25 protein-coding genes are annotated in these 22,600 nt (G+C 66.1%); 7 read left to right on the top strand and 18 right to left on the bottom strand.

All coding sequences use genetic code 11. The features are described 5' to 3' along the window. Window positions 1-451 (bottom strand): FAD-dependent monooxygenase (locus ACK5F2_RS14255; protein WP_409865669.1); only part of this gene is annotated, 451 nt, incomplete at its 3' end. A gap of 65 nt (window positions 452-516) precedes the next feature. Here ACK5F2_RS14255 and ychF point away from each other — a divergent pair. Further along, on the top strand, window positions 517-1,608 hold the full coding sequence (gene ychF, locus ACK5F2_RS14250; RefSeq protein ID WP_133604447.1) for a redox-regulated ATPase YchF: 1,092 nt from the start codon (window positions 517-519) through the stop codon (window positions 1,606-1,608). A gap of 42 nt (window positions 1,609-1,650) precedes the next feature. Here ychF and ACK5F2_RS14245 read toward each other — a convergent pair whose 3' ends face one another. Next, window positions 1,651-2,484 (bottom strand): HDOD domain-containing protein, encoded by an 834-nt coding sequence (locus ACK5F2_RS14245; protein WP_409865667.1) that lies wholly within the window; start codon window positions 2,482-2,484, stop codon window positions 1,651-1,653. 188 nt (window positions 2,485-2,672) lie between these two features. After that, window positions 2,673-3,344, bottom strand: coding sequence for a MarC family protein (locus tag ACK5F2_RS14240; protein ID WP_409865664.1), 672 nt, complete (start codon window positions 3,342-3,344; stop codon window positions 2,673-2,675). Between the two features lie 141 nt (window positions 3,345-3,485). On the opposite strand from ACK5F2_RS14240, the gene ACK5F2_RS14235 reads away from it, so the two are divergent. From ACK5F2_RS14235 to rpoH, 3 genes are all read left to right on the top strand, one after another. Further along, window positions 3,486-6,632, top strand: coding sequence for an ATP-binding protein (locus ACK5F2_RS14235; protein WP_409865663.1), 3,147 nt, complete (start codon window positions 3,486-3,488; stop codon window positions 6,630-6,632). Between the two features lie 59 nt (window positions 6,633-6,691). Beyond that, entirely contained in the window at window positions 6,692-7,192 is a 501-nt protein-coding gene (locus ACK5F2_RS14230) for a chemotaxis protein CheW (protein ID WP_409865660.1), read from the top strand. A gap of 210 nt (window positions 7,193-7,402) precedes the next feature. Then, entirely contained in the window at window positions 7,403-8,320 is a 918-nt protein-coding gene (gene rpoH, locus ACK5F2_RS14225) for an RNA polymerase sigma factor RpoH (protein WP_409865658.1), read from the top strand. Window positions 8,321-8,388: 68 nt separating this feature from the next. Here rpoH and ACK5F2_RS14220 read toward each other — a convergent pair whose 3' ends face one another. Genes ACK5F2_RS14220 through ACK5F2_RS14200 form a run of 5 tightly spaced genes read right to left on the bottom strand, consistent with a single transcriptional unit; the run spans window position 8,389 to window position 12,434 of the window. Beyond that, window positions 8,389-9,006 carry an SCO family protein gene (locus tag ACK5F2_RS14220; protein ID WP_409865656.1) on the bottom strand — a complete coding sequence of 206 codons (618 nt, stop codon included), beginning with the start codon at window positions 9,004-9,006 and terminating at the stop codon, window positions 8,389-8,391. A 4-nt stretch (window positions 9,007-9,010) separates the two neighbouring features. Next, a complete protein-coding gene (cyoE, locus tag ACK5F2_RS14215) occupies window positions 9,011-9,922 on the bottom strand; it encodes a heme o synthase (RefSeq protein ID WP_409865653.1) in 912 nt (303 codons plus the stop codon). Continuing rightward, window positions 9,919-11,046, bottom strand: coding sequence for a COX15/CtaA family protein (locus tag ACK5F2_RS14210; protein WP_409865651.1), 1,128 nt, complete (start codon window positions 11,044-11,046; stop codon window positions 9,919-9,921). The genes cyoE and ACK5F2_RS14210 overlap by 4 nt, the downstream gene beginning before the upstream one ends. Window positions 11,047-11,053: 7 nt before the next feature. After that, window positions 11,054-11,758, bottom strand: a complete 705-nt coding sequence (locus tag ACK5F2_RS14205; protein ID WP_409865649.1) for an SCO family protein — start codon at window positions 11,756-11,758, stop codon at window positions 11,054-11,056. Continuing rightward, on the bottom strand, window positions 11,712-12,434 hold the full coding sequence (locus ACK5F2_RS14200; RefSeq protein WP_409865647.1) for an SURF1 family protein: 723 nt from the start codon (window positions 12,432-12,434) through the stop codon (window positions 11,712-11,714). The genes ACK5F2_RS14205 and ACK5F2_RS14200 overlap by 47 nt, the downstream gene beginning before the upstream one ends. 33 nt (window positions 12,435-12,467) lie before the next feature. Between ACK5F2_RS14200 and ACK5F2_RS14195 the strand changes: the two genes are divergently transcribed. Beyond that, on the top strand, window positions 12,468-12,677 hold the full coding sequence (locus ACK5F2_RS14195; RefSeq protein WP_409865644.1) for a DUF2909 domain-containing protein: 210 nt from the start codon (window positions 12,468-12,470) through the stop codon (window positions 12,675-12,677). Between the two features lie 102 nt (window positions 12,678-12,779). On the opposite strand, the gene ACK5F2_RS14190 is transcribed toward ACK5F2_RS14195, so the two are convergent. The 7 genes from ACK5F2_RS14190 to ACK5F2_RS14160 form a co-directional block, all read right to left on the bottom strand. Further along, the gene (locus tag ACK5F2_RS14190; protein WP_409865641.1) at window positions 12,780-13,664 is read right to left on the bottom strand and encodes a cytochrome c oxidase subunit 3; all 885 of its coding nucleotides are present in this window, start codon (window positions 13,662-13,664) and stop codon (window positions 12,780-12,782) included. A gap of 50 nt (window positions 13,665-13,714) precedes the next feature. Beyond that, entirely contained in the window at window positions 13,715-13,903 is a 189-nt protein-coding gene (locus ACK5F2_RS14185) for a DUF2970 domain-containing protein (protein WP_409865638.1), read from the bottom strand. A gap of 47 nt (window positions 13,904-13,950) precedes the next feature. Then, complete coding sequence (locus tag ACK5F2_RS14180; RefSeq protein ID WP_409865674.1) at window positions 13,951-14,532, bottom strand: cytochrome c oxidase assembly protein; 582 nt, start codon at window positions 14,530-14,532, stop codon at window positions 13,951-13,953. 42 nt (window positions 14,533-14,574) lie between these two features. Beyond that, window positions 14,575-14,691 (bottom strand): cytochrome oxidase small assembly protein, encoded by a 117-nt coding sequence (locus ACK5F2_RS14175; protein WP_409865635.1) that lies wholly within the window; start codon window positions 14,689-14,691, stop codon window positions 14,575-14,577. A gap of 10 nt (window positions 14,692-14,701) precedes the next feature. Continuing rightward, entirely contained in the window at window positions 14,702-16,333 is a 1,632-nt protein-coding gene (gene ctaD / locus ACK5F2_RS14170) for a cytochrome c oxidase subunit I (protein ID WP_409865633.1), read from the bottom strand. Window positions 16,334-16,364: 31 nt separating this feature from the next. Beyond that, window positions 16,365-17,540, bottom strand: a complete 1,176-nt coding sequence (coxB, locus tag ACK5F2_RS14165) for a cytochrome c oxidase subunit II (protein WP_409865672.1) — start codon at window positions 17,538-17,540, stop codon at window positions 16,365-16,367. Window positions 17,541-17,821: 281 nt separating this feature from the next. Continuing rightward, a complete protein-coding gene (locus ACK5F2_RS14160; RefSeq protein ID WP_409865631.1) occupies window positions 17,822-18,745 on the bottom strand; it encodes a biotin synthase in 924 nt (307 codons plus the stop codon). Window positions 18,746-19,063: 318 nt separating this feature from the next. Between ACK5F2_RS14160 and ACK5F2_RS14155 the strand changes: the two genes are divergently transcribed. Both ACK5F2_RS14155 and trmL read left to right on the top strand, forming a co-directional pair. Next, window positions 19,064-19,519 (top strand): ComF family protein, encoded by a 456-nt coding sequence (locus tag ACK5F2_RS14155; RefSeq protein ID WP_409865628.1) that lies wholly within the window; start codon window positions 19,064-19,066, stop codon window positions 19,517-19,519. Window positions 19,520-19,542: 23 nt separating this feature from the next. After that, entirely contained in the window at window positions 19,543-20,013 is a 471-nt protein-coding gene (trmL, locus tag ACK5F2_RS14150) for a tRNA (uridine(34)/cytosine(34)/5-carboxymethylaminomethyluridine(34)-2'-O)-methyltransferase TrmL (RefSeq protein ID WP_409865626.1), read from the top strand. Window positions 20,014-20,016: 3 nt separating this feature from the next. Here trmL and ACK5F2_RS14145 read toward each other — a convergent pair whose 3' ends face one another. The 3 genes from ACK5F2_RS14145 to secB all read right to left on the bottom strand — a co-directional run bounded on the left by ACK5F2_RS14145 (window position 20,017) and on the right by secB (window position 22,568). After that, complete coding sequence (locus ACK5F2_RS14145; RefSeq protein WP_409865625.1) at window positions 20,017-20,988, bottom strand: Bug family tripartite tricarboxylate transporter substrate binding protein; 972 nt, start codon at window positions 20,986-20,988, stop codon at window positions 20,017-20,019. 22 nt (window positions 20,989-21,010) lie between these two features. After that, window positions 21,011-22,033: an NAD(P)H-dependent glycerol-3-phosphate dehydrogenase gene (locus tag ACK5F2_RS14140; RefSeq protein ID WP_409865623.1), complete on the bottom strand. Its 1,023-nt coding sequence runs from the start codon at window positions 22,031-22,033 to the stop codon at window positions 21,011-21,013. 79 nt (window positions 22,034-22,112) lie between these two features. Further along, window positions 22,113-22,568: a protein-export chaperone SecB gene (gene secB / locus ACK5F2_RS14135; protein ID WP_133604479.1), complete on the bottom strand. Its 456-nt coding sequence runs from the start codon at window positions 22,566-22,568 to the stop codon at window positions 22,113-22,115. Window positions 22,569-22,600 lie beyond the last annotated feature (32 nt).

The raw sequence follows: 22,600 nt of genomic DNA, 5'->3' as shown, positions 1-22,600 counted from the left end.
GGCCCGCGCGGCCCGCGTATGGGGGGCCCGCCCCCGGGGCGGCCCGCGCCGCCGGCCCCGGCGCGCTGACCCGCCGCACATGGGGCGCAAAACTCAGGGCGGCGCCCAGCTGCTGCTCCAGGGTGGCAGCGTCCACGATATGGGCCAGCTCGCCCACGCCCTGCTGCCAGGCGGAGAAGGCCAGGCGGCCGGCGGCCTGGTCGCCGTGGACCTGCATCTCGTAGACGGGACTCCAGGCCTCGCGCGGCAGGGTCTCCCAGACCCGCAGCTCGCGCAGCAGGGCCACCGAGCTGGCGTTCAGGGCGTAGGTGCGCAGATCCTCATCCCGGCCAGGCTGTTCGCGGCCCAGCAGGGCCACGCGCAGGCCCTGGGCCGAGAGCGCCAGGGCCAGGGCACGGCCCACGCAACCCTCGCCGCGCACCAGCACATCGAACACTTCTCGCTCTTGCATGGGGGGCATTGTAGGCAGGCCGTTAAAATCCCCGTTTTACATCCGGCCCCCAGCGAAAGTCCCCCATGAGCCTCAAATGCGGCATCGTGGGCCTGCCCAATGTCGGCAAGTCCACTCTCTTCAACGCCCTGACCAAGGCCGGCATCGCCGCCGAGAACTATCCCTTCTGCACCATCGAGCCCAATGTGGGCGTGGTGGAACTGCCCGACCCGCGCCTGCAGCAGCTGGCCGAGGTGGTCAAGCCCGAGCGCATCGTGCCGGCCATCGTGGAGTTCGTGGACATTGCCGGCCTGGTGGCCGGCGCCTCCAAGGGCGAAGGCCTGGGCAACCAGTTCCTCTCCCACATCCGCGAGACCGACGCCATCGTCAATGTGGTGCGCTGCTTCGAGGATCCCAATGTGATCCACGTGAACGGCAAGGTCGACCCGATCTCGGACATCGAGGTCATCCAGACCGAGCTCTGCCTGGCCGACCTGGGCACCGTGGACAAGAGCCTGGTGCGCTACAACAAGGTGGCCCGCGCCGGTGACAAGGAGGCGCAAGCCCTGGTCAAGGTGCTGGAGAAGTGCCAGGCCGCGCTGAACGAGGCCAAGCCGGTGCGCTCCATCGACTTCAGCAAGGAAGAGCTGGTCCTGCTCAAGCCCCTGTGCCTGATCACGGCCAAGCCGGCCATGTTCGTGGGCAATGTGGCCGAGGACGGTTTCGAGAACAACCCCTTCCTGGATCGCCTGAAGGAATACGCCGCCGCCCAGAAGGGCCCGGTGGTGGCCATCTGCGCCAAGACCGAGGCCGAGCTGGCCGAGATGAGCGATGAAGACCGCGCCATGTTCCTGGCCGAGATGGGCCAGGACGAACCGGGCCTGAACCGCCTGATCCGCGCCGGCTTCAGCCTGCTGGGCCTGCAGACCTACTTCACCGCCGGTGTGAAGGAAGTGCGCGCCTGGACCATCCATATCGGCGACACCGCACCCCAGGCGGCCGGCGTGATCCACACCGACTTCGAGCGCGGCTTCATCCGTGCCCAGACCATCGCCTTCGAGGATTTCATCCAGTACAAGGGCGAGGCCGGGGCCAAGGAAGCCGGCAAGATGCGCGCCGAAGGCAAGGACTACGTCGTCAAGGACGGCGACGTGCTGAACTTCCTGTTCAACGTCTAAACCCGCGTGCAAGGGCCGGCAACGTCGGCCCTTGCCACCGGTTCACTGCAAGAGGCTGTCCACATCGGCGCCCAGATCGCCGGCAGCCTCGATCTTGCTGCGCAAGAAGTCCAGATCCAGGTGCAGATGCTCCAGCAGCTCAGGCACCGCAACTTGCATGGCCTGGACCGGATCATCATGGTGCTCGGCGGCATCGGCCAAGACCTCGGCCAGGTGCAGCACCGCGGCCATCAGTGAGAAGGGCTTGATCTCCAGCGGCGTGTTGGCGTCCTTGAAGGCCTCGACCATCTTGTCGGGGAAATGCCAGCGCTGGGCCAGCACGGCCGTCACATCGGCATGGGTGCAGCCGAAGCGATGCATCTCCAGCGAGAAGCGGCTGCCCGGCTCGGCGGCATGAGCCTCCACATCGGCCACCATGGCCGGCTCGCTCATGGCCATCAGCAACTGCCCCGTACGCAGCATCAGGCCGGCCAGATAGGCGGTGTCCGCATCCAGTTGCAGCACCCGCGCGAGCACACGCGCATAGCCGGCGGTCATGATGCCGTGACGCCAGAACAGGGCCCGATCCAGGCCCGCCACGACGGGAAACGCACCGGAGATGCAGGCCGCCAGCGAGAGGTTGCGCAGCTTGTCCATGCCCAGGGCATGGGCCGCGTCCTGCAGGGTCGCCACATTGTGGGAGGGGCTGTAGTGCGCCGAGTTGGCCAGTCGCAGCACCTTGGCGGACAGCGTGGAGTCCTTGCCCACCAGCTCGGCGATGGCGGCCAGGCTGATGTTCTCGTCATCAAAGCTCTTCAGCAAACGACTGGCCACCTCGGGCATGGTGGGCAGGGCGTTGTGGTTCTTGGTGAAAAACTGTTCGGCACGGGCGCTCACGACGATCTCCTTCGATTCTGGGGATGATGTCTGGGCGGCCGCAGCATCGCTTTGGCCGTTGACCCAGTCTAGGCATAAGCCGCCGCATGCGGAACCGGCGCCAAGCCCTTCGGGGACAAGTCAGCCTGCGCTGTGCCAAACGCGCAACGCTCAGGGGCGACGCTCCGGTCGGTCGCCAGATCTGCGCCTCAGGGCTGGAGTCCGTTGAGCTGGGCCCAGCCCGTCCACATGATCTGAAGGCCGATGCATAGCAGCAAAAAGGCCATGAGACGCGTCAACACCAGGGTGCCCACCTCGCCCAGCTTGGCCATCAGCACCACCGAGTTGCGGTAGAGCAGATAGATCAGACCCACGGTCAGCGTGGCGCCCAGCATCGCCACGCCCGCACCGGCCAGGTAGAGCGCCGGCGTGCGGGGCAGACCGGCACCGATGGCGATGGCCGCCGCGATGGTGCCCGGCCCGGTGGTCAGGGGAAAGGTGATGGGAAAGAAGCTGCGGCGCACCAGCTCGCTCCGCGACAGGCCGCCGGCCTGGGAGCGTCGCACCGCTTCCTGCACCGAGTCGTCGTCGCTGCGGCTGAGCATGCGCCAGCCGGAGCTGGCGACCAGCAGACCGCCGCCTATGCGCACGATGGGCAGGGAGATGCCGAACAAATCCAGCACATAGGTCCCCACCAGCATGGAGCCGACGATGACAAACCAGCAGTTGATGGCCACCTGTCGCGCCAACTGCCGATTGACCAGTGGGTCGGTCCCGGCCGTCATGCTGAACACCGGGGCGCTGCTGAAGGGATTCATGATGGGCAGCAGGGTGAGCGGCACCAGGAACAGGGCGTGCAGAAGATCGCTCAGTACGGGCATGCAGAATCCCTTGGGGTCGGTGAGGCAGGCGCATCCTACTGCAAGCTCCCCGCTCGGGACATGCGCATCCGGCGCGGCCATGCCCTCTTGCATGGGGATGGCTGCTCTGGGCTAGGATGGGCTTCAGCGAGTCATCCCGCCATGCCACAGCTGTACCCTCTGCTTCGTAGCTGGCCCCTGCAAGCCCTGGCGCTGGCCCTGGTCTACGCCGGACTGGGCTTGCTGGCAACTCTGCTGCGACTGCCCCCCAACTACGCCTCCCCGATCTACCCCTCGGCGGGGCTGGCACTGGCCGCGGTGCTGGTGCTGGGCTACCGCATGGCCGCAGGTGTGTGGATGGGATCGATGCTGGTCAACCTCTGGCTGGCCTGGTCTGCGGGGCGGCAAGCCGGCTTGCTGCCCTTGGTCCTGGCCTTGGGTGCCGCCTTGCAAGCCATGGCGGGCGCCTATCTGGTCAAACGCTTTGTCGCCGCCGCACCGGCGCTGACCGAGCCGCGCGAGCTGGGACGCTTCTACCTTCTGGGCGCCGCCCTGGCCTGCCTGGTGAGTTCCAGCGTGGGGTCGGCATCCCTGCTGGCCATGGGAGAGATCCCGCCCGAGCGCTGGCTCAGCAACTGGGCGGCGTGGTGGGTGGGCGACACCATGGGCGTGCTGATCGGCGCGCCGCTGAGTCTGTGTCTGCTGGCGCATCCCAAAGAGGCCTGGGTCGGGCGTCGCCTCAACGTCGCACTGCCCATGTTGTTCACGACCCTGCTGATGGGGCTGGGCACCTACCAGCTCGTGCAGTGGGACGTGCGCCGGGAGCTGGACCTGTTCGAACGTGAGGCCAGCTCAGCTGGCACGGCCATGGAGCACGCCTTGCGCGAGCCACTGGGCGCCCTGGAAGCGACCCGGGGGCTGCTGCTGGTGGCACCGGGCCTGTCACGCCAGGATTTCGAGCGCGGCACCACGGCGCATCTCCGGGCCGATGGCGATCTGCGCGCCCTGGGTTGGGCACAGCGGGTACCGCGCGATGCGCTGCAGGCCCTGGAGAAGAGCGCTCACCTGGACGGTCTGCCCGCCTACCGGGCCCATGACCGCCGCCGCAAGGGCGATCTGGCGCCGCCAGCGGCCGAGGATATGGTGGCCATCCGGCTGATCGAGCCCCTGTCGCGGAATGCGCCCGCCCTGGGCGTGAACATCCGCTCCATCCCGGCCGCACGCGCGGCGCTGGAACGCGCGCTTGAGAGCGGCCGGCCCGCCGCAACCGCCGGCTTCCAGCTGTCCCAGGACAGTGCCACGGCCATTGGTGTGGTGGCGTACCAGGCGCTCTATCCGCAGGGCGCGGCCACCGGAGGGCCCGCTCAGGCCCGGGGCGCCGTCTTTGCCACATTGCGTCCGGACTTGATGCTTCAGCGCATCGCCAAGACCATGCCCGAGGCTCTTGAGCTGTGCCTGCTCGATCGAGAGCCGGGCGCAGCCCAGGTCCGTCTGGCCGGACCCACGGGATGCGAGCGGCCGCCGCAGGGCAGCGAGCAGCACCGGCGGCCCCTGCGCTTCGCGGACCGAAACTGGGAGTTTCTGGTGTACGCCCCCCAGGGCCTGGGCGGCCGCACCGGCTATGGGAGCTGGGCCTTCGCCAGCGTTGGCCTGGTGAGCACCGCCCTGCTGGGCGCCCTGCTGCTGACGGTGACCGGGCGCGCACGCCGGGTGGAGTCCCTGGTGGCACAGCGCACCACGGCGCTGGAACACGAGGTGGCGCAGCGCGAGGCCGCCGCTGCGGCCCTCAGCGCCAGCGAGCAGAGGCTGCGCTCCATCTTCGAGCAGGCGCCGATCGGCATCTTCTTCACCGATCTGGAAGGACATCCCCAGGAGGTGAACCCGCATTTCTGCCGCCTGCTGGGATACAGCGCCGAGGAACTGCGGGCCATGCGCACGCTCACATTCACCCACCCGGATGATCACGAGGAGGATATGCGCCTGGCGGGTGAGCTGATCGCCGGTCGCAGCGAGATGTATCGATGCGAGAAGCGCTACATCACCCGCACGGGAGACATCCTGCATGTGCGTACCCGGGTCAGCCTGCTGCGCGATGCGCAAGGCCAGCCGGGCCGCTTGGTCGGCGTGGTGGAGGACATCAGCGATCAGCTGCGCATGCGGGCGCTGGAACAGGCTCGCGAGGCGGCGGAAGCGGCCAACCGTGCCAAGAACGAGTTTCTCTCGCGCATGAGTCACGAGCTGCGCACACCGCTGAATGCCATGCTGGGTTTCACCCAGCTGATGGATCTGGACCGCGAGCACCCCCTGTCGGAGCGGCAGCGCGGCTGGACCGCCCAGGTACAGCAGGCGGGATGGCATCTGCTGCACATGATTGACGACATCCTCGACCTGTCCCGCATCGAGTCGGGCGCCTTGCGCCTGGAGCTGCAGGCGCAGAACCTGCCGGCCCTGCTGGACGATGCCCTGGCCCTGGTGGAGAAGCAAGCCGCCGCCCGGCAGATCAGCATCGAGAAGCAGCTGGACCCGCAAGCGGGCTACGCCCTGGGTGATGCGACCCGCATCCGCCAAGTGCTGACCAACTTGCTCAGCAATGCCATCAAGTACAACGTTCAGGGCGGACGGGTGCAGCTGAGCTCGCGGCGAGCCGATGAAGCTTATGTGGAGCTGAGTGTGACCGATACCGGGCTGGGCCTGAACCCGGCTCAGCTCGCCGCCCTGTTCCAGCCCTTCAACCGGCTGGGCCGGGAGCACAGCGGCACGGAGGGCACGGGCATTGGCCTGGTCATCTGCCAAAGGCTGATGGAGCTCATGGGCGGGCGGCTCACCGTGAGCTCCAGCGAGGGCCGTGGCTCGACCTTCACCCTGCGCTTCCCCCTGGCAACGCCTGCCAGCCCCTTGCCCGCGGCGCCCGCCCTGGAGAGCGCCACGCCGACTGCCGTGCCGAGCCGGCGCGTGCTCTACATCGAGGACAACGCTGCCAATATCGAAGTCATGCGCGGCATCTTTGCCCAGCGGCCCCAGTTCTCGCTCCAGGTCTGCGAGGACGGTGCCAGCGGCCTGGCCGCAGCGCTGGACGCGCCCCCGGATCTGCTGCTGCTGGACATGCAGCTGCCCGATACCGATGGACTGGCCCTGCTGGCCCGGCTGCGCAAGCATCCGGCCTGCGCCAGGCTGCCTGTGGTGGCCGTCTCGGCCAATGCCTTGCCCGAGCAGATTGAACTCAGCCGGGCCGCCGGCATCCGGCATTACCTGAGCAAACCCCTGGACGTCCGTGAACTGTTGAAGCTGCTGGACCAACTGCTGGCATAAGCCACTGCAGGGTCGTGTCCAAGGCATGCACAATAGGCACTCAAGCCCTCCCGACCATCATGAGCTCCACCGAACTCGCCCCAGCACCCACGACCGCCTTGGTCACCACCGCAGCCACCGACACGGTACGGCAATGCCTGACCTTCCGCGTTGGCGCCGAGGAATACGGCATCGACATCCTGAAGGTTCAGGAAATCCGCTCCTACGAGAGTCCGACCCGGATTGCGAATGCGCCCCCCTTTGTGAAGGGCGTGGTCAATCTGCGAGGGGTGATCGTCCCCATCGTGGACCTGCGTCTGCGCCTGGGTCAGGCCGCGGAATACAACGGCTTCACTGTGGTGATCATCCTGAACGTGCTGGGCCGCGTGATCGGCGTTGTGGTGGATTCGGTGTCCGATGTGCTGGAACTGGGGGCCGACACCATCAAGCCGCCGCCGGAGATGGGCGCCGCTATCGATGCCCGGCACATCACCGGGCTGGGCCGCATTGGCGACCGCATGCTCATCCTGCTCGATATCGAGCGCATGGTGGCCAGCCCTGATTTCGGTCTGGTCGACTGAGCGCATGCCGGGCCCCCAAGCCCGCAGCCCTGGCAGATTTGGACCGAGTTCCAGCATCCATGCGAGCTAGCGCGTTAGTGAACACCAACGCGGCGGTCGTTCACATAACTTCACCTCGGGCTTGCATACCCGCATTTAGCACTCTCTTTGGTGGAGTGCTAATATAAGCATGTCGGGAGCCCTGAGCTCCCACTGGCTGGAGGATATGGAATGAGCAACCCCACCGCACTGGCTGTTCGCGACCCCTGGGCCCTGGTGCCCTCGCTGGGCAATCTGGACGCCTATATCTCGGCCGTCAACCGCCTGCCGATGCTGACGCCCGAGGAGGAGCTGTCCTTTGCCCGCCGGCTGCGCGAGAACGGTGATCTGGAGGCTGCGGGCCGCCTGGTGCTCTCGCATCTGCGTCTGGTGGTGTCGATCTCGCGCCAGTACCTGGGCTACGGCCTGCCCCAAGGCGATCTGATCCAGGAAGGCAATGTGGGCCTGATGAAGGCCGTCAAGCGCTACGACCCCGAGCAGGGCGTGCGCCTGGTCAGCTATGCCATGCACTGGATCAAGGCCGAGATCCACGAGTACATCCTGAAGAACTGGCGCATGGTCAAGGTCGCAACGACCAAGGCCCAGCGCAAGCTTTTCTTCAATCTGCGCTCCATGAAGCACAGCCTCAAGGAAGAGGCGGCGGAGGGCCAGACCCACCGCAACACGCTCACCGAAAGCGAGCTTGAGCATGTGGCGCGCGAGCTGAACGTCAAGCGCGAGGAAGTGCTGGAGATGGAAACCCGCATGGCGGGCGGCGATGTGGCCCTGGAGCCCCAGGGCGAGGACGACGGCGAGCAGGCCTTCGCCCCGATCGCCTACCTGGCCGATGAGCGTCATGAACCGACCCGCGTGCTGGAGTCCCGCAGCCGCGACGAATTGGCCGGCAACGGCCTTGCCCGCGCCCTGGATGTGCTGGACGAGCGCAGCCGCCGCATCGTCGAGGAGCGCTGGCTCAAGGTGAACGACGACAACTCGGGCGGCATGACCCTGCACGAGCTGGCGGCCGAATACGGCGTCTCCGCCGAGCGCATCCGCCAGATCGAGGTGGCCGCCATGAAGAAGATGAAGAAGGCCCTGGTCGCCGCCTGATTTCGGCGCCCTGCCCCACCCAAGAAAAAGCCCCGGCATGCCGGGGCTTTGTTCATTCCAAGGCGGCCTTACTTCTCAGCCAGAAGCAGCTTGATATCGTCCACCAGGGCCTGGGCGCCCGAGCCATAGCGCGAGAACACGCGCACCCGGCCCTGGGTGTCGAAGATGAAGCTGGCCGCCGTGTGGTCGATGGTGTACGACCCTTCGGTCTTGCCCGGCACCTTGGAATAGAAGACCTTGAACTCCTTGGCCACGGCCTTGGTCTGCTCCTCGCTGCCGCGCAGGGCCACAAAGCTGGGGTCAAAGCTCTGCAAATAGGCCTTGAGCAGCTCGGGCGTATCGCGCTCGGGATCCACCGTAACAAAGATGCCCTGCACCCGCTCACCATCCGGCCCCAGGGCCTTCTTCACCTGGGCCAGTTCGGCCAGGGTGGTCGGGCAGACATCCGGACACTGGGTGAAGCCGAAGAACACGACCAGGACCTTGCCCTTGAAGTCGCCCAGGGTGCGCTCGCGACCATCCTGATCGGGCAGTTTGAGCTCGCGCGCATAGGCCGCACCGGTGAGGTCGATGCCCTTGAAGGCAGCTTGGCTGGTCCGGTCGCAGCCGGCCAGCAGGGCCAGAAGCCCGGCCGCGGCGGCCGAGAGCATGAGCCGGCGAGCCGGCTGGAGGGCGGAGTTTTTCATGGCATCAGGCCCACAGGGGCGTCAGATAGTGGTCCAGCAGCAGGGCAGCAAATAGCAGCGAAAGATGCCAGATGGAGAAACGGAAGGTGGCACGCGCCAGCTCGTCCGAGTACTGGCGCCACAGCCGCCAGGCGTAATGGCAAAAGCGCAGTCCCAGCACCAGGGCCGCGGCCAGGTAGATCCAGCCGCTCATGCCGGTCAGGAAGGGCAGCAGGGTTGCGGCCAGCAGCACCCAGGTGTAGAGCAGCACCTGCAGCCGGGTGAACTCCGAACCGTGAGTGACCGGCAGCATGGGCAGGCCAGCCTTGGCATAGTCCTCGGTGCGGTACAGGGCCAGGGCCCAGAAGTGCGGCGGGGTCCACAGGAAGATGATCAGGCACAGCATCAGGGCCTCGGGGCCCACCTCGCCCCGCAGGGCGGCCCAGCCCAGCACCGGCGGCATGGCCCCCGAGGCGCCGCCGATCACGATGTTCTGGGGCGTCAGTGGCTTGAGGATCACGGTGTAGATCACCGCATAGCCCACGAAGGTCGCAAAGGTCAGCCACATGGTCAGCGGATTGACCCAGACCCACAAAATGGCCGAGCCCACTGCGCACAGCAGGGCGGAGAAGGCCAGGGTCTGTGGCCGGCTGAGCTCCCCCTTGGCCGTGGGCCGCCAGGCGGTGCGTTTCATCTTGGCGTCGATCTGCTCTTCGATCAGGCAGTTGAAGGCGGCGGCCGCACCGGCCACCAACCAGATGCCTGCCGTGGCGGCAAGAATCACACCCCACTCGGGTCCGCTGGGCCAGCCGGGAATGGCCAGGGCCATGCCGATCACGGCGCAGAACACGATCAGCTGCACCACGCGTGGCTTGGTGAGCTGGTAGAACTGGCGCCAGCGCGAGGCCTGCGTCGCAACAAGAGAAGCTTGATTCATAGGGGACCGGGATGCACGGCGCCCTGCCTGAGGCGCGCCAACAGAAAACTCAGCAAGGTGAGCAGCGCCGCAGCGCCGCCGGTGTGGGCCAGGGCGGCCAGCAGGGGCCAGTCCAGCACCACATTGGACAGGCCGCTGAGCAGCTGCCACGCAGCAAGCCCCAGCAGCCAGACGCCCCAAGGCCGGGCCTCGGCGCCGCGGCGCCAGAGGCCGCAGGCCACCGCGACCAGCACCGCCAGCAGAACCACAGCCCCCAGGCGATGCGCCATGTGGATGGCCGTCAGCGCGGCGAACGGCAGCAGGCCACCCTCGGCGTTCTCGCCCAGTGCGCGCCAGAGCGTGAAGCCCTGTTCAAAGTCCATGGCCGGCCACCACTGGCCGGCATGGCACTGCGGAAACGCGTCGCAGGCGAGAACGGCGTAATTGGTGCTGACCCAGCCGCCAAGGGCCACCTGGGCCACGGTCAGCACAAACAAGACCAGCACCGCGCGACGCAGGCCCGAGCCCAGCCGCAAGGGCCGCGGCGCATAGGCCTGCGCCTGCCAGGCCAGCAGGACGAGCAGACCCAGGCCGCCCAGCAGATGCAAGGTCACAATGGCTGGAAACAGCTTCATGGTGACCGTCAGCGCGCCAAACGCGCCCTGCATGCAGACCCAGACCAGGGTCAGCGTGGACCACCAAGGCGAAACCAGGCTCGCGGCCTGACGACGCTGACGCCAGCTCTGGATGCAGAGCACCAGGATCAGAAAGCCCACACCGCTGGCCAGGTAGCGATGGATCATCTCGATCCAGGCCTTGCTGTGGGTGACCGGCCCGGTGGGCATGGCCGTCTGGGCGGCCTGGATCTCGCCACGCGCCCCCAGGGGGCTGAACTGCCCGTAGCAACCCGGCCAGTCCGGGCAGCCCAGACCCGAGTCGGTCAGGCGGGTGAATGCGCCAAAGATGACCAGATCAAAGGTCAGGAACAGGGTCAGCAGGGTCAGGGCGCGCAGGCGCTCCGGACTGCCGGCATGGGCCCGCGAGCGCAGGCGCAGCCACAGCAGGGGCGCGCCGCCCACCAGGGCGCCAAAGGCAAGCAGCTGGGCCAGCGGCGCCAGGTTGACCAGATCGACGGAAGCATCCATGAGAACCTCAGCGCCCCGGCAGGTCCCAGGAAGCGCTGGCCTTGAGCAAGCGGCTCAGATCGCGCTTGAGCTTGGAGGGCTCGGGCTCCGAAGGGGCTCTCAGCATCCAGCGCCCCATGGGGTCCATCAGAAAGAAGTGATCCTGCAGCCCCTGCCCCGCGGCCGGCTTGAGCCAGGCCTGCAGCTGTTCGCGCGGCAGGCGCAGCACCGTGACGCCCACGCCCTGGGCCAGCGCCTCACGCAGGGCGGCCGAGGGCTCAGGCGCGTCGTGAGGCAGCAGCAGCAGCTTGTCGACCTTGTCCCGCTCCTTGCCCAGCATCTCGCGCAGCTGCCGCTGGGTGTAGAGCCGCCCCTCGCAGGCGCTGTCGCAGGCCTGTTCCTGGACAAGGGTGAGCAGCCACTGGCCCTTGAGGCTCTCGGCGGGCACGCCCTGGCCCTTCAAGTCCTGCAGCTGCAGCATCGGAAGCTCGATCGGCGGATGGATCAGCTCGCCATAGGCCTTGCCCTGAGGCTTGAGCACATAGAAGGTCAGATAGGAGGCCACCACCGGCGCAGCGCAGGCCAAGACAACCAGCAGCATCCACAGGCGGCCGCGCAGCGTTCGCTGCGAGTCCGCCATGCTTGCGGGATCGGGCAGGCTGTGCACGGTCAGGGTCAGGCCCTGATCAGCGAGCTTGTCGGCGACGGGGACGGACGAGTTGGAACCAGACATAAAGACCCAGGATCAAGGCGCCTAGCGCGAACCATTGAAAGGCATAGCCGTAGTGTTTCTGCACACCGGCATCGGGCGCCGGCCAATCGCGGAGCAGGCCATCCGTACCCGCCAACGCATCCCCTTGTTGCAGCACGGTCAGCGGCAGCAAAGGGCGACGAATCTCGTGGGCAAATGCCACGGCGTCGAGATTCTGCCGGATACGTCCGCCCCCTGCCTCGCCAAGCTGATAAAGCCGGGTCGGGGCCTCGATCAGACGCCCCTCGATTTCCACCTCGGCGGGCTGCTGGGGCAGCTCGGGCAGGCGCTCGCGATCCCGGACGTCCCGCGGCAGCCAGCCGCGCTGTACCAGGACAGCCTCGGTGCGACCCGCCAGTTGCAGGGGCGTGATCACATAGAAGCCGGTGCGTCCGGCCATGGGCCGGTTCTCCAGGTAGACGGTATGCGCATCCAACCAATGGCCGCGCAAGCGCACCCGCCGCTGCAACTGCTCGCGGGCCAGCTGCGGCGCCGCGGCCAGCTCGACAGCAGACAGCGGCGCCCGCTCGGCCTGGGCTTGTTGTGACTGCAGCAGGGCGGTTTTCTGCGCGGCCCGATCCAGCTGCCACCAACCCAGCCGCAAGGCCAGCCCCAGGCCCAGCACGGTGGCCAGCAGGATCAGGGCTCGCCCCCTCATGCCTGATCGACCCTGGTGGAATAATCCAACGCCATGAAATTCGTCCTTCTGCTTGCCTTGCTTGGCATTGTCGGCGCCCTGGGGGCGGCGGGCCTGTTCATGCTGAGGCGCAGCAAGGGCCGCAACAGCATGGCTCGCGCCCTGGCGCTGCGCGTGGCCCTGTCGGTGGCGCTCTTCCTCTTCATCCTGCTGAGCTACTACATGGGCTGGATCAAGCCCACCGGCGTGCCTCTGGGCCGCTGAGCAAGGGCGTCGCTGAAACAAGAAACGCCGCGCAATGCGGCGTTTGCTTTATCACCCCCTCGACTCGCGAGAGCCCGGCAAAGCCGGCAGGGGGCGCGGCGCTTACATCCAGTAAACGACGATGTACAGGCCGAGCCAGACCACGTCCACGAAGTGCCAGTACCAAGCTGCACCTTCAAAGCCGAAGTGGCGCTCGGGCGTGAAGTGGCCCTTGTGAAGGCGCAGCGTGATGAAGAGCAGCATCAGCATGCCCACGAACACATGGAAACCGTGGAAGCCGGTCAGCATGAAGAAGGTGGAACCAAAGATGCCGGAATTGAGCTTGAGGTTCAGGTCGTTGTAGGCATGGGCGTACTCATAGCCTTGGACGACCAGGAAGACGGCGCCCAGGATCACCGTCATCCACATGAAGGCGATGGTCCTGCCCCGGTTGCCGGCGAGCAGCGCGTGGTGCGCAATCGTCAGCGTCACGCCCGAGGTCAGCAGCAGGGCCGTGTTGATGGTGGGCAGGGGCCAGGGACCGATGGTGCTGAAGGCCTCCACCGTGCCGCCAGGCGCGGCCGTTGCGCCGGCCGAAACGCTGGGCCACAGGGCCTTGAAGTCGGGCCACAGCAGGGCATGCTCATGGTTGCCCAGCGTGGGCACCGAGTGCACCCGCGCCCAGTACAGCGCACCGAAGAAGGCGGCGAAGAACATCACCTCCGAAAAGATGAACCAGCCCATGCTCCAGCGGAAGGAGACGTCGATGCGGTCGCTGTAAAGGCCGCCCTCGCTCTCGCGGATGGCATCACCAAACCACTGCTTGAGCACAAAGGCCCACCACAGCAAGCCAAAGAGCAGCGAGTAGGCACCCCACTGGTGGCCGTTGATCCACTGGCCCGCACCCAGGATCACGAAGAACAGACCGATAGAGGCCATCACCGGATGCCGCGAAGGGCCGGGCACGAAATAGTAGGGGGTTGCTCCGTGGGGAGTCGCTGCCGACATCTGTTTCTCCTCGAACTAAATCAATCAGTCCTGCTAGATCCTCGATCCGCTCATGCCCCGGCAATGCCGCTACCGATCACCCAGTTGACCAGCAGCACCAGCACCAGCACGAACAGCGCAGCCCCAATGACGCCGGTGATGATCACATGCACTGGGTTCAGTTGGGCCACATCCCTGTCATAGTCGGCGCGCTTGCGCACACCGAAAAAGGCCCAGGCAATTGCCTTGACCGTCTGCAAGAAGGAGCTCGGCCGAGCCGCGGCCTCCTTCAGATCCTGTCCCGGCCTCATAGCCGGGGCTCGGCCACCACCATGGCGGCCTGCTTCTGTCCCTTGCCGGCCACCTCGAAGAAGGTGTAGGACAGCGTGATGGTCTTCACATCCTTGGGCAGCTTGGGGTCGATGACAAAGGCCACCGGCCACTGCTTCTTCTCACCCGGCGCCAGGGTGTATTCGTTGAAGCAAAAACACTCCAGCTTGTTGAAGTGGGCCGTCGCCTGCTTGGGTGCATAGCTCGGTATGGCCTGCGCGGACATGATCTTGTTCTGCACATTGCGGAACTCGTACATGACCGTAGTCAGCTCGCCCGGATGCACTTCCACATGGTTCACGGCGGGCTTGAAGTCCCAGGGGCCGCGGGCATTGGCATCGAACTCCACCGTGATCTTGCGGCTGTAATCGATCTGACTGTTCTTCAGATCACTGGCCTTGATCGCGTGCTGACGCTCGGAGAGCGACAGCACATTGATGCCCAGCGCCGTGCAGATCGCGGTGTAGATCGGCACCAGGGCGTAGCCGAAGCCGAACATCAGCAACACGATCACACAGAGCTTGCCCACCATGAGCCGGTTTTCCCGGCGCAGGGCCAGAGACATCCAACCGGGTTTGGGCGTGCTGCTCATGCAAGAACCTCAGGCCCCCAAGAGGGCAATTTTGGCCACGAAGCCCAGAGCAAACACCGCGGCCACCGAGGCCAGAACCAAGGCAAGACGCAGATTGCTCTTGCGCTGCTGCGGATTGACTGCCATGCCCTGCTCCTCAGCCCACAACCTTGGTCGCGGTGGCGTCCAGCTTGGGCGGGTTCTCGAAGGTATGGAAGGGGGCCGGCGAAGGCACTTCCCACTCCAGACCCTCGGCCGCTTCCCAGGGCTTCTGCGGCGCCTTCTCACCCTTGCCGCGCATCATGGGCACAACCACGAAGAGGAAGAAGTAGACCTGCATCAGACCGAAGCCGAAGGCACCGATGGACGCGATCATATTGAAGTCGGCGAACTGCAGCGGGTAGTCGGCGTAGCGGCGCGGCATGCCGGCCAGACCGAGGAAGTGCATGGGGAAGAAGGTGATGTTGAAGAAGATCAGCGAGCCCCAGAAGTGGATCTTGCCGCGGGTCTCCGAATACATCACGCCGGTCCACTTCGGGCCCCAGTAGTAAACACCGGCAAACAGCGCGTACAGGGAGCCGGCCACCAGCACATAGTGGAAGTGCGCCACCACGTAGTAGGTGTCCTGGATCTGGATGTCGATGGGAGCCACCGCGCAGATCAGGCCGGTGAAGCCACCCATGGTGAACACGAAGATGAAGCCCACGGCCCAGAGCATGGGCGTCTCGAAGGTCATGGAGCCGCGCCACATCGTGGCCAGCCAGTTGAAGATCTTCACGCCCGTGGGCACGGCGATCAGCATGGTCGCGTACATGAAGAACAGCTGGCCCGTCACCGGCATGCCGGTGGCGAACATGTGGTGGGCCCAGACGATGAAGGACAGGATGGCGATGGAGGCCGTGGCATACACCATGGAGGCATAGCCGAACAGGCGCTTGCGGGCGAAGGCCGGCACGATCTGGCTGATGATGCCGAAGGCCGGCAGGATCATGATGTAGACCTCGGGGTGACCGAAGAACCAAAAGATGTGCTGGTACATCACCGGGTCACCGCCGCCTGCGGGGTTGAAGAAGGCGGTGCCGAAGTGGCGGTCCGTCAGCGTCATCGTGATGGCGCCGGCCAGCACGGGCATGACGGCGATCAGCAGATAGGCCGTGATCAGCCAGGTCCAGGCAAACATCGGCATCTTCATCAAGGTCATGCCCGGGGCGCGCATGTTCAGGATGGTGACGATGATGTTGATCGAGCCCATGATGGACGAGGCACCCAGGATGTGCATCGCGAAGATGCCGGCATCCATGGAGGGGCCCATCTGCAGGGTCAGGGGTGCATACAGCGTCCAGCCAGCAGCCGGTGCACCGCCGGGCATGAAGAAGCTGCCCACCAGCATGATGGCCGCGGGAATCATCAGCCAGAAGCTGAAGTTGTTCATGCGCGCGAAGGCCATATCGCTCGCACCGATCTGCAGCGGGATCATCCAGTTCGCGAAGCCCACGAAGGCCGGCATGATGGCGCCGAACACCATGATCAGGCCGTGCATGGTGGTGAGCTGGTTGAAGAGCTCGGGGTTCACGAACTGCAGGCCGGGCTGGAACAGCTCGGCGCGGATCAGCAGCGCGAGGATGCCCCCGACCATGAGCATGGTGAAGGAGAACAGCAGGTAAAGCGTCCCGATGTCCTTGTGGTTGGTGGCGAAGACCCAGCGGCGCCAGCCCGTGGGGGCATGGTGGTGGTCGTCATGGTGGTCGTGAACGCCGCCGTGGCCGTGGTGGTCAAGCACTGCACTCATCTTGCTTTCCTCTTTCTGGACGTTCAGACGCTTACTTGCGGGCAGCCACGATCTCGGCCGGCTGCACAAGCTGACCGGTCTTGTTGGACCAGCTGTTCTTGGTGTACGTGATCACGGCAGCGATCTCGGTATCGGACAGCTGCTTCCAGGCCGGCATGGCGCCATTGGCAGCACCGTTGAGCATGACCTGGATCTGCTTGCTCTTGTCGTCAGACAGGACCAGGGCCGACTTGTCCAAGGCTTTGATGGGGCCGGCGCCGGTGCCATCGGCCTTATGGCAAGCAGCGCAGTTGGCGGCATAGACCTTCTGGCCGCGGGCCACCAGGGCGGCCAGTTCCCAGACCTTGCTCGGATCATCGGCCTTGGCGGCCATTTCCTTCTTCTTGCCATCGACCCACTTGCTGTAGTCCTCGGCTGAGACCACCTTCACGTGGATGGGCATATAGGCGTGTTCCTTGCCGCAGAGCTCGGCGCACTGACCGTAGTAGTCGCCCACCTTCTCGGCCTTGAACCAGGTGTCGCGCACAAAGCCGGGGATCGCATCCTGCTTGACACCGAAAGCCGGCACCATCCAGGCGTGGATCACATCATTGGCCGTGGTGATGATGCGCACCTTCTTGCCCACGGGCACGACCAGGGGGTTGTCCACCTTGAGCAGGTAGTTGTCGCCCTCGGGCCTGCCGGCATCCGACATCTCGCGCTGGGCCGCGTCGAGGGTGGCCAGGAAACCGATGCCCTCGCCCTCGCCCTTCAGATAGTCATAGCCCCACTTCCACTGATAGCCGGTGGCCTTGATGGTGAGGTCGGCGTTGGTGGTGTCCTTCATGGCCACCACCACCTTGGTGGCCGGCAGGGCCATCAGGATCACGATGATGAAGGGCACCACGGTCCAGGCGATCTCGACCTTGACGCTCTCGTGGAAGTTGGCCGGCACCGCGCCGCGGCTCTTGCGGTGCTTGAAGATGGAATAGAACATGACGCCGAAGACGGCGATGAAGATGACCAGGCAAATGACCAGCATCATGTTGTGCAGCCACATCTGATCCGCGGCAATGCGGGTGACCGGCTCATGCAGGTTCAGCTGATTGACCTTGGGCCCACCCGGCAGGTCATTCACGGCCAGGGCAGCCTGGCTGGCCAACGTGGCTGCGAGGCCTCCCGCCAGTCGGCTGATACAGCGCCCCAGCGGATGCACTCGTGCGTTCATCATCGTCATGGTCGTCACTTCTGTTTCAAATTCAGCCCATGGGGTTCACGGCGCCGCATCACAGTGCAGCGCCACAAGCCCCTTCGCGTTTTCCACCGAGATCTGATCCATGTACACACCCGCGGGTGCTACATACAACTGTCGCGCCAGTCATCAGGACCTCTGACCTGCGTCAAGCACGAACCACAGATCAGCTGGCAGGGATCCGATCGATGCGGAATTTTAGCCCCTGCCCCCCTGATATCCCCGTGGTCTTTGCCCCGGCTAGGTGCATGTACTGATTAGGGTTTGGCCGAGCCCCGCACCATGTTGCGCATCTGATCCAGCGAGACGCGGGTTTCCCCGCTCACCGCCAGCCGTGGGGCCGGTTTAAAGGCGTGACCATAGACCAGTTCCAGACTCAGACGCAGGCGCCCGTCGGGCCCGCGCAATGACTCCAGCGCGTCCAGCAGACGATTGCGCCAGGCCCGGCCGCGCAGGCCCTCGAATCGCAGGGGCGAGAGATTGCCGCCCAGGGCGCGCAAATCCGCCAGGGCCTTGGCCGGATCGCCCCAGGTCAGGCTGATGCGCTCCTGGTCCATCACCGGGTCGGCAAAACCGGCATGCACCAACATATCGCCCACATCGTGCATGTCGATCCACTCCGGCCCGGCGCTGGCCCAAGCCAGGCGCTCGTAAAGCTGACGCAGCTCGCGCCAGCTGTCGGGCCCCAGGCAGGAGAACATCACGAAACCGTCCACGGCCAGGGCGCGCTGCCACAGGCGCAGCAGGGCCTCGGGATCCGGACTCAGGTGCAGATACATATTGGCCCAGAGCAGCTCGGCCGTGCCCTCGGGCACCTCACCGGGCAGCCAGACCTCGACCGGCTCGCGCCCGCGCAGGGCGGCCCAGAAGCCCCCCTTGCCTTGGGTCGCCTGGCTGCGCTCACGCAGGGCCGGCAAAGGCTCGCTGCGCAGCTGACGCGCCTGGGGATAGGCCTCGCGCAGCAAGGCCTCGCTGGCCCCCAAATGGGCCGACCACTGCAGCACCCGCTGCGGCTTCAACTTGATCAGGGGCAGGCGCTCGGCCATGCGGCGGGCGATATCGGCATGCAGCCAGGGCGGTTCAGCCAGGGTCGCAAGCCGCCGCAGATGGCGACTCAGGGCGGTGGCATCGATCTGCTGACTGGGCGGACGCTGGGCGGGCGCGGGGGCGGGGGACGACATGGGCGCCGAGTATATTGAGCCATGGAGCCCAGCGCCCTTCGCCCCTCCAAACCCTCGCTGCTCGAGCGGGCGCTGGCTCGCTGCCCTGGCCAATGCCTGGTGTGCCGCAGCTGGTCGAGGCAGCGCGTCTGCCAGCTCTGCCTGGATCGCTATGCACGCCCCGCCCTGCGCTGCACGAGCTGCGGTCTGCGCCTACCGGCGGCAACCCGGGGCGGGATCGAGCATGCACCCCCGCAATGCGGCCGCTGCCTGCGGCACCCCCCACCCCTGGACCGTTGCATCGCGGCCCTGGACTATGCCTTCCCCTGGGACCATCTCTTGCTCCGCTACAAATTCCAGCAGGCCCTGTCTCTGGGCCCGGCTCTGCTGCAATGCCTGGAGGCTGCGCTCGATCGCGAACAGGCGCAGGCGCCCGATCTGCTGCTGCCCGTGCCACTCTCGGCAGAACGCCTGCGTGAGCGCGGCTACAACCAGAGCCTGGAACTCGCCCGGCCTCTGGCGCGGCGGCGAGGCCTGACCTGCGAAGCCAGGCTGGTGCTGCGCCTGCGCGATACTGCGCACCAACTCAAGCTGCCCGCCGAGCAGCGGGCCGCCAATGTGCGGCACGCTTTTGCGCTGGAGCCGCAACAAGCCGGGCGGCTGCGCGGCGCCCATGTGGCCCTGCTGGATGATGTGATGACCACCGGGGCCACCCTGCACGAGCTGGCCCGCCTGCTCAGGAGAGCCGGCGCCACCCGCATCCAGGCCTGGGTCCTGGCGCGCACCGCTGAGTAGGCCTGCCCCCAACAACTCACGCCATGTTCAACATCGTTCTGGTCCAACCCGAAATACCGCCCAACACCGGCAATGTGATCCGCCTGGCCGCCAACACCGGCTGCAGCCTGCACCTGATCGAACCGCTGGGCTTCTCCATGGAGGACAGACTGCTGCAGCGCGCCGGTCTGGACTATCACGAGTACACCCCGGTCAAGCGCCATGCCGACTGGCAGAGCTTTCTGAGCGAGGCCAAGCCAGACACCGAACGCATGTTTGCCTTCACGACACGCGGCAGCCAATCTTTCGCCAAGGTGGCATGGCGCCCCGGCGACTGGTTTGTCTTCGGCTCAGAGACGGCTGGCCTGCCGCCGGCCCTGCGCGACAGCTTCCCGACGGCACAGCGGGTGCGCCTGCCCATGCGCCCGGATCAGCGCAGTCTGAACCTCAGCAACAGCGTGGCCGTCACCGTGTTCGAGGCCTGGCGCCAGAACGGCTACGCAGGAGGCGTCTGAGCCTTACTCGGCTTGCACACCGGCCGCCTTGATCATCTGCCCCCAACGCTCGCGCTCGGTCTTCATCAGACTCGCCAGGCCTTCGGGTGAACTCGCGGCGGCACTGAAATACTGACTCAGCATCTTGGCTCGCACCTCATCGCTCTTGATCACCTTGACCAGCTCCGCGGAGAGACGCTGCACGATGGGCGCCGGCGTCTTGGCGGGCGCCAGCATGGCTTGCCAGGAGATGGCCTCAAAGCCGGCGTAACCCAACTCCGCCAAGGTCTGCAGCTCGGGCAGGGAAGCGACGCGCCCCGCGCTGGTCACAGCCAGTGCCTTGAGCTTGCCGGCACGCACCTGCCCCATGGCAATACCCGGCACCATGAAACCGGCTTGCACCTGCCCGGCCAGTATGGCGTTCACCACCTGTGGGAAGCCCTGGTAGGGCACATGGGTCATTTCGAAACCGGCACGGGTGCGGAAGGACTCCATGGCCAGATGCGCCGCACTGCCATTGCCCACGCTGCCATAGTTGAGCTGACCCTTCTTCTCCTTGGCGATGCGCACAAAGTCCGCCACGCTGTTGACGCCCAGCTTGGGGTCGACCACCAGCACATTGGGGCTGGTTGCCACCAGACCAATAGGCTGCAGATCCTTGGCCGGGTTGTAGGGCAATTGCTTGCTCAGCAGGGGCGCGGTGACCAGGGGCCCTTGGATGGTGAACAGCAGGGTGTAGCCATCCGGCTCGGCCTTGGCCACGGCACCGGTGCCGATATTGCCGCCGGCCCCGGGCTGGTTGAGGATGACCATGGGCTGACCCAGGGCCTGTCCCAGAGGCTCGGCCACGGCGCGGGCCATGATGTCGGGCGAGCTGCCACCGGGGAAGGGAACGACCAGCTTGATGGGCCGGGCCGGCCAGGCCTGGGCCAGGACGGGCAGACTGGCCGCAAGAGGCGCAAGCGCGGCGGCCTGCAGCAGGGATCGACGTTGCATCGGGGGCACCTTCTTCATCACATCAATGTTCGGATCGGGATTCGCGGCTCATCAGACGCTCAAGCGCCGCCACCGGACCCAGCCGGCCCTGCAGCACCTCGACAACCGCCGCCGTGATGGGCGTCTCCACGCCCAAGGCGCGGGCGCGCTCCAGCACGGTCGGCGCGCTGTAGACGCCTTCGGACACATGGCCCAGTTCGTTCAGGATCTGGGCCAGGGGCTTGCCAGCCGCCAAGCCCAGGCCGACCTGGCGGTTGCGTGAGAGATCACCAGTGGCCGTCAGCACCAGATCACCCATGCCCGAGAGCCCCATAAAAGTCTCGGTACGCGCCCCCAGGGCCAGACCCAGGCGCAGCATCTCCGCCAGCCCACGCGTGATCAGCGCGGCGCGGGCATTCAGACCCGGCACACCGTCCAGCTCCGCGCGAGCGGAACGCTCGGCCTGCAGCCGCAGACCGTCGGCAATGCCCACGGCAATGGCCATCACGTTCTTGACCGCCCCGCCCACCTCAACGCCCACCGGGTCGGCCGAGGTGTAGACCCGCAGTCGCTCGCTATGAAAGGCCTGCACGGCGCATTGCGCCAGTCCGGCATCGCCACAGGCGGCCACCAGGGCCGTGGGCTGACCCGCGGCCACCTCCTGTGCAAAGCTCGGCCCCGACAAAATGCCCGCCGCCAGATCAGGACGGATCTCGCGCACGATCTCGTGACCGAGCCGTCCACTGCCGGCCTCGAAGCCCTTGCACAGCCAGAACACCCGCGCACCCGGCGGCATCTGCGCCAACATGCCGCGCAGTCCGGCCATGGGCGTGGCGATCACGATCAAGCCCTGGGAGCCGTGCGCGAGCGCCAGGTCCAGCTGGTGCTGCAGCGTCAAAGCTTCCGGCAGGGGAACACCCGGTAGATAGCGGCTGTTGCAGCCCTCTCGCTGCATCTGCTCGCAGGCGGCAGCATCACGCGCCCACAGCAAGACCTCATGCCGCGCCGCGGCCTGTATAGCCAGCGCCGTACCCCAGGCTCCGGCGCCAAGAACTGCAATCTTCATTTCCGGCTCGCTCGATGGCAAAACGCCCCCGCCGCTTGCTGCAGCCAGGGGCGTTGCATGACAGCTCAGACCTACAGGATCAGTTGACGGCGCCCTGCGCCTCGCGCTGTGCCTGCTGGGCCTCGAACATGGCCTGGAAGTTCACCTCCGACAGGATCACGGGCGGGAAGCCAGCACGGGTGCAGACGTCCGAAACCACGGCACGCAGATAGGGGTAGATCATCTGCGGGCAGACGATGCCGATGATGCCTTCCAGCTGTTCCTGGGGCAGATTGCGGATTTCGAAGATACCGGCCTGCTTGGCCTCGATCAGGAACAGGGTCTTGTCGCCGACCTTGGTGGTCACGGTGGCGGTGACGCTGACCTCGAAAAAGCCCTCGCTCACCGGCTCGGCCGCCAGTGCCAGATTGATGTCGACCTGGGGCTGGGTCTGTTCCAGCAGGATCTGGGGCGCGTTCGGCTGCTCCAGCGACAGGTCCTTCAGGTACATGCGCTGAATCTGGAACACGGGGGTGTTGTTGCTCTCGTCGGCCATGATGGTGAGTGTCGGTTCGGTTGGACCCGCCG

Origin of the sequence: Roseateles sp. (assembly GCF_046300915.1) — a bacterium.
In the GTDB taxonomy this organism is placed as follows: Bacteria; Pseudomonadota; Gammaproteobacteria; order Burkholderiales; family Burkholderiaceae_C; genus Kinneretia.
Note: the sequence above shows the minus strand (reverse complement) of the source record. Positions and strands in the feature narration are given on the sequence as shown.